The following is a 17025-nucleotide window of genomic DNA, read 5'->3' on the forward strand; positions in this document are numbered from 1 at the left end:
TCAGGATGACCCGGACTGATCTGGCTAGCGGCGCTCGGCAGCGCGGTCACCTGAGTGACCGTCACCAGCGCCACAACCCCCGCTAACCAACGCGATGGTCGCCGCAGGATTGTCGTCGTGCCAAGGCGCGATGATTGGGCCAAGCCTTTCATGATGTCCCTTCCGCGGTCGAACGACACACGCCGCTCAACCACGGTCGGGGTCTCGGCTGCAACCCCGCTGTATCCCACCTATAGCGGTGCCATCTTCTTTCCGCAGTGCCGGCACAGCGCTCGGGCGGCCGCTGTCATCCGGCGGCGGCCGTGGCCCGTATGCGTGCAGACAACTCGCAGTATTCGCGGCTGCCGTACTGGTGGAACGTCGCCAGAGCCTCGGAGACCAACGCCGCGGCGCTGGCGGCGTCACCGCGCCTTCGGTGCACAGCCGCCAGGTCTCGATCAGTGCGGGCGCGGAACAGGTCGTAGTTCATTTCGATCCACATGTCCCGGGCGGTGCCCAGGCACATGGCTGCCTGCTCCAACTCCCCAGTGGTCAGGTGCAGTTCACCGAGGGTGCGCGCGACCAATGCCATCCCGAATCTGTCCTCGAAGTCCGTGCACATCGTGAGGGCCTGATGCAACTGAGCGCGCGCTGCTTCAGGCCGGTCCTGCCGGATCCACACCTTTGCCAAACATTGCAGGCTGTAGGCGGTCAGCAAGTCATCGCCGAGGTCCTGGAACATGGCGAGAGCTCGGCCGGCCAGCACCTCGGCGCGATCGAGGTCGCCTGCGGCTCGGTACACCATGGCCAGCGAGCGCAGCGTGAGTCCTTCGCCGCGCCGATCCGAGATCGTGCCGTATGCAGTCAGCGCGTGATCCAACGCGATCTCGGCGTCGGCGAAGTCACCGATCTCGCGGCGGATGTAACCAACGCCATAGGCGCAGTCGGCTTGTCCAGGACGGTCGTCGAGCTCGGCGTACAGCGTGGCGGCCCGATCAAGTAGTTCCAGTGCAGCCGGATAACGACCCTGTTCGCGGTGCGCGGCGGCCATCCCGACCAAGCAGTCGGCCTCGCCTCGTGGTTGTTGTTGGCTCTGGAAGGCCTCATGTGCCGCTCGGAAGTATTCCAAGGCTTCATCGGGGCGATCTTGCTCGTATCGGAGTTGGCCGAGACCTTGGAGCAGGATCGCCTCGCTGGCCCGGTCAGCGGCGGCGCGAGCAGCGTGCAGGCTCGCGTCATGAGTACGCCACCAGGCGTCGAAGCGGTTGCGGATCCGGAACGATGGCTGGAGCGTGGTGCTGAGGTCGCATGCGAGTCGGGACAGCCCGAGCTGGCTAGCCCGTTCTACGGTGAGTACCAGCAGCCATAGCTCCTGGTCCAGCCACGCGGCCAGGGCGCTCGGTTGGGTGGCGCCGCTGCTATCGATCGGATGTGTTCTCGTTCCGGATGGACGCGCCAGCTCCGCGGCCTCCCCGTTCGCTAGGCGTTGGTCCATCTCCCTCATGCGGCCAAGGAGATGTGCACCGAGCCGTGCGACAGCCTGTTTTTGCTCTTCCGGCAGGTCTTCGGAGTCGGCGCATTCCCGCGCGAAAATCCGGATGAGGTCATGTATGCCGTAGCGCACCTCGCCATCGACCCCTACGCCCACGGCATCGAGGAGTTGTGCATCCGTCAGCCGCTCGGCAAAGTACTCCGCGCGCTCTAGGGGGACGTCGAGCAGCGCGGTGAGCAGCGACGGGGAGAACTGCGCAGGACCGATCGTCCCGATACGGTGGAAGGCGAGACGGATGGGGTCGGGCAGTCGGCTGTAGCCGAGCTGTAGGCTCGCGCGTACCTCAAGGTCACCGGCGACGAGTTCGTCAAGCCTGCGGTGCTCGTCTCGTAGGCGGGCGGCGAGCACGCTTAGCGGCCACCGTTGCCGTACCGCGAGGCGTGCTCCGGCGATGCGCACGGCGAGTGGAAGCCCTCCGCACAGCCCGACGATCTCGCGTGCGGCGGATGATTCTGCCGCGACCCTGGTTTCGCCGGCCAGGTAGGCCAGCAACGCGAGCGAGTGCTCCGGAGAGAGAACGTCCAACCCAAGGCTGCATTGCGTCTCGAGTCCCGCGAGGGCGGCGCGACTGGTCACCAGCACAGCACTGCCAGCATGCGCGGGTACGATCGGCCTGACTTGCGTCTCCGAGCTGGCGTTGTCGAGGACGACGAGGATTCGCCGACCAGCGATTAGGCTGCGAAATTGGCTGCTCCGTTCGGCGACAGAGTCGGGCACCTGGGTAGCTGGCGTGCCGAGCGCCCGAAGGAATGTGCCTAGAATCTCGCGGGTTTCCGGGTCTTCACCGCTGCGCCACTCAGTGCCGAACGTGGCGGCCTCGCTTTCGTCACCGCGAAACGTGGCGTACAACTGTCCGTCGGGGAAAATCTCCCGGGTGGCGTGCGCTGCGGCGAGGGCCACAGTGGTCTTGCCGCTGCCGGCCTTCCCTGTGACGATGCAGGACACCGGCCGGTCCGCGTTCATCGCGACCAGCAAGGATTCACACAGTGTGATCATCTCGAGATCGCGCCCGATCACTATGGGTGCTCCCGGAGGCAGCTGTTGCGGCGCCCGTTCGTCGGTGTCCATCCCGGTTAGCGCCGGACGCCTGCTTGAGCCGCTGTCGCCTGCACGGGCTGCGTTGTCACCGGTGGCGTGGATGTCTCGGCTGACTGGGGCGTCTTTCGTCGCGGGGCCTCGCATTGTGGGCGATGGCATGCGTGAGGCTTCGTCGGCCGTTGCCTGCGGGGCATGTAGATTCAGGCGGTTCCCCCTGTTGACGAGAACGCCGTTGAGGATCGTCTCCTGTGCCCGACGCAGTTCCGGGCCAGGCTCGATGCCCAACTCCCCTTGCAGCACCGCCCGCGCCTGTCGGTAGGCGTCAAGGGCTTCGGCTCGGCGACCGAGGAGGAGCAGTACCTGCATCTGGCAGACGCGCAGCGTCTCCCGCAGCGGGTGCGCGGCGATCAGCTCCATCAACTCGGCGGCTAGCGGCGGCCCAACGCGGCCCAAACGAATTTCGGCGGCGATGCATTCTTCGGCGACGGAGATCCGCTGTTCCTCCAGCCCGACCGCAGCTTGCCGTAGGACTGCGGTCGTCAGTCCGTCGAGGGCGGGTCCCCGCCACAGGGCAAGGGCTGCTCGCAGGTCTTCGACGGCTTCCGCGTCACGTCCAGCCACGATCTCGGCTCGACCAGACGCGGCGAGTGCTTCGAACCGAGCGACGTCGAACTGGCTGTCGGTGATGCTGAACAGGTAGCCAGATGGCCGGGTGATGATCACCTGCCATTCGTTGACGTGCAGGACCCGGCGCAATCGCGAGATGTAGGAATGCACTAAAGCGCCGGCGGTGGCTGGCGGTTCGTCTTCCCAGATGGCGTCTATGAGAAGTGATGCGGAAATGACCCGGTTGGCGTGTAGCAAGCCTGCTGCGAGCATTGCCACGGGCTTGCTGACAGGAAGGTCGAGTAGCTGATCATCAAGCCGCACCTCAGGTGTGCCTAGGAGGTAGAAATCCACCGCTCCTCCCCCCGGTAGCGCCGCGTCGCAGGGGTCGCGGCGAAACGAGTCGCCAGTCTTATGGACGACTCGTCGATCTAGCAACCCCTGAACCCCAGTCAGGATCGGGCTAGTGAAATGATCGAGTGTTCGGCACCTCCGGCAGCGGGCCATAGTAGGCGATGGCAGCTCCCGTGCAGAATGCCCAGTACCGGTCGCCGATCGACCAGTGCCACCATTCGGTGGGATAGTTGACGAATCCGGCCGTTATCAACGCTTGGCTCAGAATATCGCGGTTGGCACGGCTGCCGGAGGAGATGTTGGTCGCGTCCGTGTAGCAGGCCCCATCGCTGTCCGCCGGCGAGGTGTTCACCTCAGTGCCCATCCAGCACAGGTGGCCGTCCGGACCGCGCAGAGTGATGTCGACGGCGCCACCGGTGCTATGAGGTGCCACCTCAGGTGGAGAGATGTACTCGCTGGCTGCTTCAGTGAGTCGTTCCTCGCTCCATTCGGGATGCCTTTTGGCCAGCAGCGCGACGTACTCGTTGAAGTAGCGCCTCTGGAGTTGCGGAGGCCGGTAGCCTTCGACAACGACGAGGCGGTAACCGGTAGGCAACGCTCGTTGCGCTGTGCGCAGCCGGGTAAGCGTCCCGAGCCGGACTTTCGCATAGGCACGGTCGGGATCGGCCTGTCGGTCATCGAGGTGGAGTTCGGCGGCATCACGCAGGTCCATCAAAGGCTCGTCGCAGTCAACGACGGGGATCGCGGAAATCCGCGCATCAATGAGCAGCACGATCTTCGACACCGCCATACACTGACGCGGGCCGCTGAAGGATTGCTGCAGCCGGCCTGCACTCGATGGAACGGCAGCAGGTGATGTCGGTAAACGTGACATAGCCCCAGCCCGAGCGGCGCCGCTCGCTCGCTACGGCACCTGCACGCCGGGTGGACGCCTGCGGCTCCACATGTTCGGCGCCTTCGACGCGTTCCTCCGCAACCTCATCGTTGAGGACCCTCTCGAAGAGCTTCGCCTCGGCCTGAGCACGTGGCCGCGTCGGTGGGGGAGCACGGTGCTGCCCTGATCCCTTGTCGCAAGACCCTGTCCGGTGGCCGAACGTCGAGCCCTGCAGGGCTTGGACGCGGCTGGACTGCTGCGATAGGCCGGGTGTGCAAGCTGGCCGCTCGATGTGCATATGCCGCGTGTCGTTGGCCCGAGGACTTCGAACGGTGCGAGGCGGGGCGGCTGCGCGCTACCGATCAGTTGGTTCCGCTTCCTCGAAGTGCTGCCTGGCTTCGTCGATCCAGCCGGCGTGGTCGATGTGGCCGGTGCTCCATGTTGGCCATGCGCGAAGCGTGGCGGGGAAGGGTGCGCCCGAGGCCTCAGGGAAGATCGACCCTGGGAGGGATGGACAGTGCGGCTGATCAATCCGGCTCGCTCGCCTCCGCGCAGCGTTATGGCCAACATCCGCTGGGCGATCACATGGATGTCGCGTTCCAGCTCGCTGAACCGTTTGGTGCCATCCCGCGCTAGGTAGTGACGTAGATCAACCACTTGTCCCAACCAGTCCGGACCTCCCATGCTCGGCAGTATGGCGACACTACGGTGTTCGCCTAAACATCCGTCGTCGGTCCTTCCACCTTCGGCGCATGGCTTCCGCCCTGACACCGGCACTGCAATGCGCCTGTCCAGGCAACCACAGGGCACTCCCGCACAATGGCGCCTGCAGGCATGACCCGTGAGAAGGGGTGCGGCTACCCCCGATCTCATCCGGACATGGCCCTGCAGTCATGTCCTTGGCTCAGGCTGCAGTGTTCATGGCTTTGTCCGATCAATATCCAGTTGCTGACCTGGACGGCGCCTGCCTCGCAGATGAGGCTGGAGATGCAACGCAGGCGAGGTGATGGGCGGTCGGGCATAGCCGGCGAGGGGCATCGGCCAAGTCTGTCCGTGTTAAGCCGCGCGCACGCTGAGCGACGCGTTGGGCTCGACGGTTTCGCCACGACCGCTCCGTGAAAGGGCCTACTAGTGATTGCCGACGAGCAGCAGATACGTAGTTTGATCGAGCGCTGGGCTGAGGCGGTGCGCTGTAGTGACCTGGCAGGAGTCATCAAAGGCCACGCCCACGACATCGTCATGTTCGACGTGCCCCCGCCTTACAAGGGTGTACGCGGACTTGATGCATACAGGCAAGTCTGGCCCTCAATCTTTCAGTGGCAGGCGCAAGGGGCTTCATTCGAGATCGAGTCGATGGACGTCACTGTGGGGCGCGATCTCGCCTTTGCCTACGCCCTGCTCCGTTGCGGCACCTCGGAGCAGCTCCGCAGGAACCCCGAGATGCGCCTTCGACTGACACTCTGCCTGCGTAAGGAGAATGACCGTTGGGAGGTAACCCACGAGCATCACTCCTTCCCCTTCACCGACGTCGGCGAGGAGGAGCCTGCCGGCCACATCTTCACCGCGGCGCAAACCTGATGATCCCTATTCTGTCGAGTGTGAGACACATTGCGCCGGAGGGGATGTGGGGCACGCTGGCCATGTTCGGGGCGAATCAGTCGAGAGTGGTATCAAGATCGCGGGCCAAAGGCTGACAGATGCTCGAGGGCCCATACCCCCGGTCAAATTCCTGCTCGGGAGCGATAAGTCCCCGGCGGGACGATGAACGTCACAAAAAGGCGGAGATGTAATGACACACGTGTTGATCGTGGGTGCCGGGCCCACAGGGTTGACGCTAGCCATCGAGCTCGCCCGCAGAGGTATTGCCTTTCGCATCCTGGAGCGCTCCCCGTTGCCGGCAACCGGGGTACGCGCCAAGGGGCTGCAGCCACGGACGCTTGAGGTGTTCGACGACCTCGGAGTCATTGGTGAAATTCTGGCCTCCGGCAGTGAGTATCCGCCCATGCGAGCCTATGAGGCCGACCGTGTGGTGTGGGAGGGACGCATGGACCGAATCCGGGAAGCGACACCGACACTGCCATATCCAAATATGATTATTCAGCCGCAGTGGCGCACGGAAAGCATTCTCCGTGCGCGGCTGGCCGAGTTGGGACGCCGAGTCGAGTTTGGTGCAGAGCTAACGGGATTCACACAGAGCGACTCTGCTGTGACAGCCACGGTGAGCACGGGGGAAACTATCGAGTGCGCCTATTTGGTCGGCGCGGATGGTGGGCGCAGCTTCGTGCGCAGAAGTCTTGGGCTCGAGTTCTTAGGGCATTCCAAAGCCGCTGGGCATATTATTCTGGCTGACGTAAAGACCCGTGATCTCGATCGGGATCACTATCATGTGTGGGCATTGGAGGATCAGGACAAGCATCTGTCTTTATGTCCGCTGCCTCACACGGACGTCTTTCAACTCATAACCGCCTATCAGGCATCCGATGATCTGCACGCTATCGTGGCCGCCTATGCGCCACACGTTCGATTAGACACAATCGAGTGGCGTTCAGAGTATAAGGCCAGCGTCCGCTTGGCGAAACAGTTTCGCGTGGGGCGGGTGTTCCTGGCAGGAGATGCAGCACATGTGCACTCCCCAGCAGGCGCTCAAGGGCTCAATACAGGCATTCAGGATGCTTACAACCTGGGATGGAAGCTGGCCATCGGAACTGCAGCCCTGCTAGACACCTACGAAAGCGAGCGCAGGCCAGTCGCCGCGTACGTGCTCGGGCTTAGCAGCCTCCTCCACCGCGAGAAGAACGCTACGCTCGGCGGCGCAACCACCCAACTCGGTTTATCCTATCCCGACAGTCGACTGTCCACGGGCGTTCAAGGTGGTCAGCGGCTAGGAACGCTTTTTGCCGAGCAACGTGGCACGGGCTTCCTGTTGCTAGGCGGCACCAAGCGCGATTACGGAATACCGACTTTCCCTACGCCGGAAGGCGAGAGTGGCGTGATGCTGGTCCGCCCCGATGGCTATATCGGTTATCACGGACAGGAAAGCGGACTGGCTAGTTATCTTGCCGCGTTCGGCATCGCCACCCCCCTCTCCGATCTGCCGGAAAGATCCGATGCTACGCATTGCAACCGTCAAAAGAGTGTCCCTTAGAACGTGTCAAGTAGATGTCCAGCTGATGGCCTGGATATGCCTTCTCGGATCACGAACCATGAGAGACGAGCGCTAGCCGATGCTCGTTCCATAGAGCCTCACAAGGTTAGCTGTGATGATTGTGCCGCTTCCTGAAGGAGTAGAGCCATGACGCTACTGATTTGTCGGACTGCAACAGCGCTGGGACTGAACAAGGGCAAGATGGGAGGCCGCTACCACTGGGCCTGGTAGAACATCGGCGACACAAGCTGTTGCAGTGGGCGGCCGGAGTATCCGGCCGCCCACTGGGCTGATAAGGACGGCATACAATGACAGTGTCAGAGCGCGGCGCATTGCCAGGCCCTAAAGGGCGCCGAATGGTAGGTAACACCTATGACTACGAGCAGGACCGTCTAGGGTTTATTGCACGCTGCCAGAAAGAGTTTGGCGATATTTTCCGCTTCAGTTCCACGAGTGTCGTGGCGACCCATCCGGCGCTGATTCAAGAAGTCTTTTTTCACACCAACACCGACTATCGGACCGAAGGGTCGCTATTCTCCGATGATCGCACACCTCCGGAGGAGCAGATGCAGGCGACCGAGATGCTAATGCTCACTCGCAGGCTGGGCTGGCAGGGTGTGAATAAGTCGGCGTCGACAGCACACGCCGCGCGTTTCCTCAGCCATCTAGATGGCGTTGTCCGCGAGGTTGACGGCCGCGTTGTCAATGTTGTGCCGATGATGAAAACATTTTTCAGTTTCGCGGTTGCTGACTACTGCCTCGGTGGTCACGGCGAGGATGTCACGGAGATCGCCGAGGCTCTTGACATCGCCGCCGAGTCCTCCGTCCCCCTCATGGCGAGCTCGATCAGCCTGCCTCGCTGGCTTCCCCTACCGACGGTCATGCGGTTCAAGAGGGCAGAGCAAAAGGCCGCGTCCATGCTGGGCCGGCAGGTGACCTCCCGGATGAAGGGGGTCACCACTGAGGTTCCACGAGATCTCCTCGACGTGCTCAACGCTCACCGCGATAGCGGCATCGACGCTGCTGCCATCGCCCGCCTGCTCGACATCGTCATTCGTGCTTCGCATGGCGTCCCCGGTACCACGATCGCCTGGGGGATACGACAACTTGCTCTTGAGCCAATTCACCTCGCAAGGATTCGCCGTGAGAGCGAAGCAGTTCGGGCGGCGGCGGGTGGGGAGGCTGTGGAAACTTCCGACCTCCCGTACACGACGGCGTTCCTTCAGGAACTGCTGCGCCTATATCCGCCGACCTGGCTGATGGGGCGGTGGGTGCACAGGGACACCAACCTGGCTGGCTATGACCTGAAACGTGGTGAGCAGGTGATGTTCAGCGCCTACCACGTGCACCGAGATCCACGGTGGTGGGCCGACCCGGAAGAGTTTCGGCCGGGACGCTGGCTTGGCTCAGGGCGCCCCTACGCCGAGCGAGCATATTTTCCCTTTGGGGCTGGTCCGCGTATCTGTTTTGGCTACCAGCTCGCTATGGTGCAGTTGACTCTCGCTTTCGCCTGGCTCGCCGCGAATTTCGACGTAGATGTGCTCAACGCTGCGGAGGCCGTGCCCACGCCCCTGGAACTGCTTGTCCCTCTTGGCCTCAAGGCGCGATTTCGGCCTCGTCTGTAGGAGGGAGCGCGGACAGCAACTCGTGGAGCCCCCATTGGTCAGCCTGCTACGCATCTTCGGCTGCCTCTCGCCGCCATCCGCAGTCTGTCAGGCCTGCAGAGTTTCCTACTCGCGTGGCCCTGTCCGCGACGTGGGCCCCACAAGTCTCTGTGTCGAGATAGCGCCAGCGGTCGCTAGCCAACGCCGGGGTTCGTTGCAATGGCGCTGCTGTCGGCGACACCAGTCGAGGGTGGTATCGCGCTCATGCCCGGCGAGCCCTGGCCCAATCACAGCCCATTGCAACCACAGGCTGGGCTCGTATAACCGACCGTCTTCAGGGAGGTAGGCAGCGGAGCCGCGCCAGCGGATGTTCAGCGCCGTCCAGTCCGGGGTGTAATCGCGATTGATCAGACCGGGCCGACTGGTGGCGTGCTGGCCAGCGCTTGTGGTCAGGTGCTGGCGGCCGAGCCCGACGTTCGAGGTGGGGCACACCTCGCAGCAGATCTGCCGGTCGGCCAGCCGTTCCATCAGCCGCGGCGACTCGGCGGAGCGCACGCCGTGGCCCACGCGGTCGGCGTCGAGGTCGTCGACGCACTGCTCGACCGAGCGGGGTCCCTGCAACTCGCCACCGTGCGGCACGGCCAGGAGCCCGGCCCGCTTGGCGATGCGGAAGGCGGCGTCGAAGTCGCGCGCCTGGCCTCGCCGCTCGTCGTTGGACAGCCCGAACCCGACCACGCCCCGGTCGGCGTACTGCGCCGCCAGCCTGGCCAGGGTCCTGGCGTCGAGGGGGTGGCGGGTGCGGTTGGCGGCCACGATCACCGCGATCCCGATGCCGGCCAGGGCGGCGGCCTTCTCCGCCGCGTCGAGGACCAGCTCCAGCGTCCCGGTCAGCCCGCCGAAGCGGCTGGCGTACCCCGACGGGTCGACCTGGATCTCCAGCCAGCGCGAACCCTCCGCGGCTTCGTCCTCGGCCGCCTCGCGCATCAGCCGGTAGACGTCGTCGGGCCCAGGAAGCGGCGGCTCGCCCGCATGCGCGAGCACATGGGAGCGTTGACATGAGCGTTGAACAGCAGCTCAAGGAGGCCATGGAACGGCACGTTTCCGGCGTGCAGGCCTCGCCGGGCCTGGGGCGCGCGGTACGCCGCGGCCGCCGGGCGAGCACGATCAGGTTCCGTACGGCAGGCGCCCCGCTCGCCGTGGCCGCGGTCGCGGGGGCCGTGCCCGCCTACCAGGCGCTCACCACGTCACCGAGCACACAGGCCGAGGACGTCGCCAGCCGAAGGTGACGACCGAGGTCGCGGTGCCCGATCTGATGAACATGACGTCGGAGCAGGCCGCCGCCGCGATCAGAACGGCGGACCTGGTGACCGACGAACCCCGCGAGGGCCAGGACAGGGTCTTCGAGCAGCACCCGGCGGCCGGGACCATGGTCGCGCCGGTCACCAAGGTCGAGCTGACCTTCACTGCTCCCGCCCCGGGTGATCCTTGTTCAGGATGTCGGCGGTCGCGTTCCCAGGGGAGTAGCTTCCGCCAGTTTTCTGAGGGCGAGGCCAAGGATTCGGTCGGCGGGGTAAGGGCCGTTGAGGCGGGAGTCGTTGCTCGCGTTGTTGTCGCCGAGGACGATCAGCGTACCGTCGGGGACGATCCGAAGGTTACCCGCTGCTTCCTGCACCGACGAGGGAATAGGGTCGCCGGGGAGTGCCGCGACCCGTTTGACCTGCCATTGCGTTCGCGCCGGCAGGGGGCCGAGGACCGTGATCTCGGGGGAGACGGGAACGCGTGGTGGTTCCAGCACCACAATGTCACCAACCTTCACCACGGAGATGTCGCACCGGCGTACGAGGAGCTTGTCGCCGGGTTGAAGGGTAGGCGTCATGCTCGTTCCGGACACGGTGACGACCACGATGCGTCGCCGCGCGAAGCCGATCGCCATCAAGATCGTTGCAGTCATCGCCACTGCGGCGACGGTCAGGGTGATCATGGCGTGGGCAGGGGCTCGTGGCCGGTGTCGTAGCCCGATGCCTGCATACGGAAGAGCCGGGCGTAGCTTCCGTCGCGCTCCATCAGTTCGTCGTGGGTGCCATGTTCGGTGATGCAGCCGTCGTCGAGGATGGCGATGCGGTCGGCCATCCGCACGCCGTTGAGCCGGTGGGAGATAATCACGCTGGTAGTGCCGTGGCGGAGTTCGACCAGCCGCTGGTGGATGGTGTGTTCGGCTTCGGCGTCCAGTCCTGAACTGGGTTCGTCCAGGATGAGCAGGTCGCGGCGGCCGCGCATTAGACCGCGGGCCAGGGCGATCCGCTGCCACTGACCGCCAGATAGTGTCATCCCCGTGGCAGAGCTGTTGGAGTCGGAACCCATGAAGAACATCCGGCTTAACAGGGTTTCGTAGCCATGGGGGAGGGCGGCGATCGTGGCATGAACTTCGGCGGACACCGCGGCAACACGGATCCTGTCCAGGTTATGCAGCGAGGGAAGGTCACCAATGCCGATGTTGTCCGCTGCTGTGAAGTCGTAGTTCATGTGGTCCTGGAAGACAGTACCGATGCGTCCGCGCAGGTCGGCGACGGGAATGTCGCGAATATCGACGCCGTCCCAGCTGATCGAGCCCCGGGTTGGCTCATACAGCCGACACAGGAGTTTGACCAAGGTGCTCTTACCCGCACCGTTCACTCCGACGAGGGCCAACAGTGAGCCTGCCGGAATCTCCAGGTTGACCCCGCGCAGCACCCAGGGTTTGTCCAGGTCGTAACGGAACCATACGTCGCGCAGCTTGATCGCGCTGTGCAACGGCGAGGCGGGCACCGGGTGCGCCGGTGTGGGCAGGTCCGGCTCGGCGTTGAGTATGGCAAGGTAGTGGCTGAACAGCAGCAGCGCCTGATGACCGCTGGCCAGCTGAGTGACCAGCCCGGACAACCCGGTCTGCACTCCCGCCACGGCGGCTATGAAAACGATCAGATCGCCCGGGGCCAGGAGACCAGCGCGCGCCTGCACGATGCCCCAGACTAGGCCGGTGCCTGCGACGGCGGAGGTCAGCGCGGTAAGCGCGAACTGGGTACGGAACACCCGCCGGTCCAGCCGTCGCTGTGCGGCATTGACCTGGCGCAGCTCGCTTAGCATCCGAGTACGGATGAAGTCCGCTAGGCCGAACAGCCGGACTTCCTTGGCGGCAGTGCGGTCGGTCATCAGCTGGGAGTAGAACACCTGCCGCCGCTCGTGCGGGCTGATGGTCCACATCATCCGCCCCCGGCTGTTGCTCAAGCTCAGCTCGGCGGCAACCACCGGGATGGCCGATACCAGCAGCATTGCGGTCATGGCGGGACTGGCCGCTAACAGCGAGCCGGAGAACCCCAGAACAATGACTACCGTGCGCACCCCGCCCAGTGTGGCGTCCAGGATCATGGGGGGTGACATCTCGCCAGCTTGCTGAGCCAGCCGGATCCGGTCATGAAAGACCGGGTCCTCAAACCTGGACAGCCCGTCCAGGCGAGACAACGCAGCGTACAGCCGGTCTTGGCTGTACAGCCGGACGGAGCGGCCCATTTCGGCATCGACGTAGTGGAGAAGGTGCGGTATCGCTGCCGCGATCAGTCCGAGCCCGGCCAGTAGCGCACCCTGCCCGACCAGCCAGCCGATAGGCCGCTGTTGCCCCAGTAGCTCATCCAATATCTGCTTGGTCAGCCACGCGAGCGCGACCGGTGTGGCGCCCGTGATCAGTGCCCCGGCCAACTGTGCGGCAAGCAGTACAGGCCTGGCCTGCCAGGCCAATCCCAGGGCGGTCACACACCGTTCCCACCAGCTCGATTCGCTGCCCCTCGCGTGGTCAGCCGCGGCTCCACCAGCAGGTTGATCAGGTGCGAGCGTCACGCCGAGACGGCCTGCTGAGATCGCGCCAGAGTCGCAATGCCGCCGGCGCTGTTCTGGACTGTGCCGTCCCGTTGCAGTACGACGAATGCGGGCCAGCCCTGCACATTGAATGCGGTCATCAGTGGACCATCCGTCGGCTCGACCACCACGCGGGCCATCGGTGAGACAACCTCGATGATGCCCGTGGCTTCGGCGGCCGATCCGGAGATCACTATCAGGTTTTGTTCCCGTCCACCTGGCGCGGTCCCTGCGTATTCGACGAAGCGAGGGAGCTCTTCATGGCAAGCCGGACATCCGATGGAGAAGAACCCGACCAGCAGCGGACCTCCCACACCGCTCACACCGGCCGAATCACGCAGGGCAATTTCGTCTCCGTCCAGCGTGGTCGCAGTGAAATCAGCGATTCGCGTTCCAGGCGGGGGAACCAGCCTGTGCTCCGCAAGGTTGTCCATGCCCGCGCGTGCCCACTTCTCGTCGTACTCCCGTAACCGCCGCAAAACAGCCAGCATTAGCAACAGGTTGAGCCCGCCCAGCGCACCGACAACGACAACTGCCGTACTCAACACCACGTCCATCGACATATCTTTCTTCAGAAGACCATATTCTCAGAAATTCGGAGACCCGGTGTCGGCGCCTTCAACGGAGAGGTCCGATGTCACATCTACGACGCCTTGGTTCTGCGTATCTCCGGCGAGGTCATGCCCCTGGCTGATCAACGATGTTGAAAGGCTACAGCGGGCGACAATGTCTCCATTTCGACGCTCTCTCGTACTGGTGCCGCCGTGGGCGTGAGGAGCGTGCCGCCGATGGCGGCTAGAGAGTAGCTCTAATACCTTGCCGCCTTTCTGTGGTCCCTTCTTGGATACTACCCTCCATGACTATGGTGCGAGGTGCGCGAAAATCAAGGACACAGAGTGGGCATCTGCTGGACATGGCGTGGCGCTGGCGTGCGGATCGCGATGATCAACCCTCCTACCAGGCGCTCTGTCATACCGCCAGATGGACACCCGAACTCGATCATGATGTGATCAACGCCCGTGTCGGAGGGCGAAAGAAGTCTGTTTCGAAGGAGTTGAAGCGACAATAGTCGGCGGAATGTCGCAATGGTCTGATCCGAAGATGCAGGACGGAACTCAAGGCTCGAAGTGTCCGATGAATGCCCTGCCGGCGGCCTGGATCTAGTATTTATTTAGCCCAATGATGGGCGTGGCTGACGGCATCCTGGTCGGCAAGGTGCGCTTTCATCTCAAGATAGTCACTCGAATTCACCCCGTCGTCAGGCCGCCAGGAAGGTAGGTTGCTTCGTGAGTGTAAATGAACGACCCAAGGTTGCGATCAGCGTGTCGACCGACTTCGGCGCCGTCGATCTGGCGCCAGATCCGAACCAGCCCGATACCTGGGTGCTGTTTTTGAATTATTTCCCGCAGTCGTATGTGAACCTTGCCGACCCGCGCTCCTTAAGACTCAAGTATATTCAATGGCTTGCGTCAATCGCAGACCGTGTCGCGGACCCTGGTGCGCCGATTAGAGCGCTTCACTTGGGCGGGGGAGGTCTCACGCTCCCGCGGTACGTGGCCGCCACCCGGCCAGGGTCAGTTCAACGGGTTATCGACCGGGATGCCGCGCTGATGGAGGTGGTCAGGCGAGTCCTGCCGTTGCGGGCTAATTCTTCAATAGAATTCCGCATCTCGGACGCGCGGGATTCGATACGAACTTCGCTTCCGCGGACCTACGATCTCATCATTACGGATGTGTTGACCAGGGATGGGGTACCCGCGCGGCTTACGAGCGTGGAGTTCGCCACCATGGTGGAAGCGGCATTGGATCAGGGCGGGCAATACGCACTGAACATCCTGGATTCGGCACCCTTCGATTACGCGCGTCGTCAGGTTGCGACATTGCGTGCGGCGTTCGGTGATGTGTGCCTGATCTGTGAGCCGGATGTACTGCACGGCGACAGGATCGGAAATCTCTTGCTCGTGGGCACGAACGGCTGCCTAGGGACATGGACGCTGACCGAGCCGGAGGTACATGCGTCCGCTCCGGTGCGACTGCTCGGTAACCAGTTGGATCGCTTCGTCGGTGATGCCCATCCGGTGGCCGATGCGGACGCAGTCGATTCGCCACCAGCTGTACCGATGTAGTTCCACCTGTCATCTGGGCCAGGACTCACGCGGCTCTTGCTGTGCCTTGGCACTCAGGGACCAATCAGGCTGCTGAGCGCCCAGTGGTTGGGAATCTTATTCAGTAGTTCGGCAACGGCTCGTGAGCGCAACCAATCGGGTCATGGCGGTGCCGGGCGGACGCTAGTGGAGCCGTTGTCCGCTGGCGCTACGACACGGACGAGACATGGAGTTCAGCCCTGATGTATTACGATACGGGGCGTGGCGTATCGAAATGGTGTTGAGGGGGCGGCGCGCGGCCGTCCCCGTGATGCAGCTCTGGATCAGCGGATCACTGCTGTCGTACTTGAGGTGCTGGCGGAGTCCGGATACGAGGGGGTGTCCTTCGAGGAGGTCGCCCGACGGTGCCAGACATCCAAGGCGAGCCTGTATCGACGGTGGGGGTCCAAGCGGGAGATGGTGATCGCTGCGGTCAAGGCCGGGCCCGCACAGCGCGGGGCCGGCGAGCCGATCGCCACGGGCAGCCTGCGCGGGGACGTGTTGAGCCTGTGTCGGCGCCTGGACCAGACCATGCGCGCTGCGGACAGTCAGACCGCGATGCTGCTCTTGCAGGCGGGACTGGAGGACCCGGACCTGTGCGAGGCCATCGAGAACGCTGTCGGCCCGACAGGGGCCCGGTTGCCGCCACAGGTCATCGACGCCGCGATCGCACGCGGCGAACTGCCCGACGGCGCGGACCCATTCGCATTCGAGGAGGTGGTCGGTGCCGCCCTCCTGCTGCGACGGGTCAACGACCTCGCAGTCGACGAGGAGTACCTGTCCGCACTCGTCGACACCATCGTCATCCCAGCCCTGAAGGCATCGTCCGTGCGGGCCCCCCTGCCCGCCGGGATCTTCTCCGGCCACCCAGCCCACACCGCCCATGAGACCGCCGCGCCTAACGCGAAGGAGAACGCATGACCAGCCGACTGACGATCAACGGCTTCGACTACCAGGCCATCCCCGGCGCCAACGGCGTCAACCTCAACGTCGCCGTCGGCGGGAGCGGGCCGGCCGTGGTCCTCCTGCATGGGTTCCCGCAGACCCACTACATGTGGCGCCACGTCGCGGCGAGGCTCGCCGACGACCACACGGTTATCGTCCCTGACCTGCGCGGATACGGCGACAGCGACAAGCCGGACGGGAGTGACCCCGCCACGTACTCCAAGCGCACGATGGCTCAGGACATCGTGACGGTCGCGTCCGCCCTCGGCGTGGACCACTTCGGGCTCATCGGGCACGACCGCGGTGCACTGGTCGCCGTCCGCGCAGGCTTGGACCACCCCGCCGTCGTGGACTACCTGGGGATCCTCGACGTCCTGCCCACCCTCGACACGTGGGCCGTTCTGAAGGGAGTCGACGCCAAGGTCGCCTGGCACCTATACCTGATGGCTCAGCCCATCGGGCTTCCCGAGAAGATGATCCGCGCAGTCGCTCCGGAGTTCTTCGGCTCCTTCCTGGACGCATGGGATCCCAGCGGCACGACTTTCACCCATGAGGAGCGCGCCTACTACATCGACAGCTCGGTCGCCGCGATCGACTCCATCGTGGCCGACTACCGGGCCACCGCGAGCATCGATCTCGAGATGGATCGAGCCGACCGTGAGCGTGGCGCGCAGCTCGCGATGCCGGTTGGCGTCATCTCTCAGGACTGGGGCTCCCAGCTTGGCTTCGACGCCGCATCGCTGTGGCGGGCCTGGGCGCCGGACCTGACCTACCAGCCGACCGCATCCGGGCACTTCATGGCCGAAGAGAACCCCGACGAGATCGCCGCCTTCATCACCACCCTTGCGACGCGCCCGAGCGCGCGGAACCACTGATCGTACCCACATCACCGCACCGAG

14 protein-coding genes and 1 pseudogene are annotated in these 17025 nt (G+C 64.1%); 8 read left to right on the forward strand and 7 right to left on the reverse strand.

The window, feature by feature from the left end; genetic code table 11:
- Window positions 1-286: 286 nt before the first annotated feature.
- The 3 genes from ACIBH1_RS48015 to ACIBH1_RS48025 all read right to left on the reverse strand — a co-directional run bounded on the left by ACIBH1_RS48015 (window position 287) and on the right by ACIBH1_RS48025 (window position 5276).
- On the reverse strand, window positions 287-3529 hold the full coding sequence (locus ACIBH1_RS48015; protein WP_397320844.1) for a BTAD domain-containing putative transcriptional regulator: 3243 nt from the start codon (window positions 3527-3529) through the stop codon (window positions 287-289).
- 109 nt (window positions 3530-3638) lie between these two features.
- Complete coding sequence (locus ACIBH1_RS48020) at window positions 3639-4319, reverse strand: M15 family metallopeptidase (protein WP_397320845.1); 681 nt, start codon at window positions 4317-4319, stop codon at window positions 3639-3641.
- Window positions 4320-4433: 114 nt separating this feature from the next.
- Window positions 4434-5276, reverse strand: a complete 843-nt coding sequence (locus ACIBH1_RS48025) for a winged helix-turn-helix transcriptional regulator (RefSeq protein ID WP_397320846.1) — start codon at window positions 5274-5276, stop codon at window positions 4434-4436.
- Between the two features lie 258 nt (window positions 5277-5534).
- Between ACIBH1_RS48025 and ACIBH1_RS48030 the strand changes: the two genes are divergently transcribed.
- The 3 genes from ACIBH1_RS48030 to ACIBH1_RS48040 all read left to right on the forward strand — a co-directional run bounded on the left by ACIBH1_RS48030 (window position 5535) and on the right by ACIBH1_RS48040 (window position 9173).
- Entirely contained in the window at window positions 5535-5981 is a 447-nt protein-coding gene (locus ACIBH1_RS48030) for a YybH family protein (RefSeq protein WP_397320847.1), read from the forward strand.
- Between the two features lie 220 nt (window positions 5982-6201).
- Complete coding sequence (locus ACIBH1_RS48035; RefSeq protein ID WP_397320848.1) at window positions 6202-7548, forward strand: FAD-dependent monooxygenase; 1347 nt, start codon at window positions 6202-6204, stop codon at window positions 7546-7548.
- 308 nt (window positions 7549-7856) lie between these two features.
- Complete coding sequence (locus tag ACIBH1_RS48040) at window positions 7857-9173, forward strand: cytochrome P450 (protein WP_397320849.1); 1317 nt, start codon at window positions 7857-7859, stop codon at window positions 9171-9173.
- 105 nt (window positions 9174-9278) lie between these two features.
- Here the strand turns inward: ACIBH1_RS48040 and ACIBH1_RS48045 are convergent, their stop codons facing one another.
- Window positions 9279-10193: an adenosine deaminase gene (locus ACIBH1_RS48045; protein WP_397320850.1), complete on the reverse strand. Its 915-nt coding sequence runs from the start codon at window positions 10191-10193 to the stop codon at window positions 9279-9281.
- Window positions 10194-10207: 14 nt separating this feature from the next.
- On the opposite strand from ACIBH1_RS48045, the gene ACIBH1_RS48050 reads away from it, so the two are divergent.
- Both ACIBH1_RS48050 and ACIBH1_RS48055 read left to right on the forward strand, forming a co-directional pair.
- Window positions 10208-10438, forward strand: a complete 231-nt coding sequence (locus ACIBH1_RS48050; protein ID WP_397320851.1) for a hypothetical protein — start codon at window positions 10208-10210, stop codon at window positions 10436-10438.
- A gap of 14 nt (window positions 10439-10452) precedes the next feature.
- Window positions 10453-10602 (forward strand): annotated as a pseudogene (locus ACIBH1_RS48055) (PASTA domain-containing protein); the annotation flags it as partial.
- Between the two features lie 39 nt (window positions 10603-10641).
- Here the strand turns inward: ACIBH1_RS48055 and ACIBH1_RS48060 are convergent.
- From ACIBH1_RS48060 to ACIBH1_RS48070, 3 genes are all read right to left on the reverse strand, one after another.
- Entirely contained in the window at window positions 10642-11133 is a 492-nt protein-coding gene (locus ACIBH1_RS48060) for a S26 family signal peptidase (RefSeq protein ID WP_397320852.1), read from the reverse strand.
- On the reverse strand, window positions 11130-12935 hold the full coding sequence (locus ACIBH1_RS48065; RefSeq protein WP_397320853.1) for an ABC transporter ATP-binding protein: 1806 nt from the start codon (window positions 12933-12935) through the stop codon (window positions 11130-11132). Before ACIBH1_RS48065 ends, ACIBH1_RS48060 begins: the two co-directional genes overlap by 4 nt.
- 80 nt (window positions 12936-13015) lie before the next feature.
- Window positions 13016-13594, reverse strand: coding sequence for a TlpA family protein disulfide reductase (locus ACIBH1_RS48070; RefSeq protein ID WP_397320854.1), 579 nt, complete (start codon window positions 13592-13594; stop codon window positions 13016-13018).
- Window positions 13595-14359: 765 nt separating this feature from the next.
- Between ACIBH1_RS48070 and ACIBH1_RS48075 the strand changes: the two genes are divergently transcribed.
- From ACIBH1_RS48075 to ACIBH1_RS48085, 3 genes are all read left to right on the forward strand, one after another.
- Window positions 14360-15163: a spermidine synthase gene (locus ACIBH1_RS48075; protein ID WP_397320855.1), complete on the forward strand. Its 804-nt coding sequence runs from the start codon at window positions 14360-14362 to the stop codon at window positions 15161-15163.
- 240 nt (window positions 15164-15403) lie between these two features.
- A complete protein-coding gene (locus ACIBH1_RS48080; RefSeq protein ID WP_397320856.1) occupies window positions 15404-16102 on the forward strand; it encodes a TetR/AcrR family transcriptional regulator in 699 nt (232 codons plus the stop codon).
- A complete protein-coding gene (locus ACIBH1_RS48085; RefSeq protein ID WP_397320857.1) occupies window positions 16099-17001 on the forward strand; it encodes an alpha/beta fold hydrolase in 903 nt (300 codons plus the stop codon). Before ACIBH1_RS48080 ends, ACIBH1_RS48085 begins: the two co-directional genes overlap by 4 nt.
- Window positions 17002-17025: the final 24 nt, after the last annotated feature.

This window comes from Nonomuraea sp. NPDC050663, assembly GCF_044456985.1.
In the GTDB taxonomy this organism is placed as follows: Bacteria; Actinomycetota; Actinomycetes; order Streptosporangiales; family Streptosporangiaceae; genus Nonomuraea.

Excerpts from the sequence above, each read along its gene's own strand:
- ACIBH1_RS48050 (WP_397320851.1), top strand. The coding sequence starts at position 10,208 with ATGAGCGTTGAACAGCAGCTCAAGGAGGCCATGGAACGGCACGTTTCC.
- ACIBH1_RS48085 (WP_397320857.1), top strand. The coding sequence starts at position 16,099 with ATGACCAGCCGACTGACGATCAACGGCTTCGACTACCAGGCCATCCCC.
- ACIBH1_RS48070 (WP_397320854.1), bottom strand. The coding sequence starts at position 13,594 with ATGGACGTGGTGTTGAGTACGGCAGTTGTCGTTGTCGGTGCGCTGGGC.
- ACIBH1_RS48025 (WP_397320846.1), bottom strand. The coding sequence starts at position 5,276 with ATGAGATCGGGGGTAGCCGCACCCCTTCTCACGGGTCATGCCTGCAGG.
- ACIBH1_RS48020 (WP_397320845.1), bottom strand. The coding sequence starts at position 4,319 with ATGGCGGTGTCGAAGATCGTGCTGCTCATTGATGCGCGGATTTCCGCG.
- ACIBH1_RS48040 (WP_397320849.1), top strand. The coding sequence starts at position 7,857 with ATGACAGTGTCAGAGCGCGGCGCATTGCCAGGCCCTAAAGGGCGCCGA.
- ACIBH1_RS48060 (WP_397320852.1), bottom strand. The coding sequence starts at position 11,133 with ATGATCACCCTGACCGTCGCCGCAGTGGCGATGACTGCAACGATCTTG.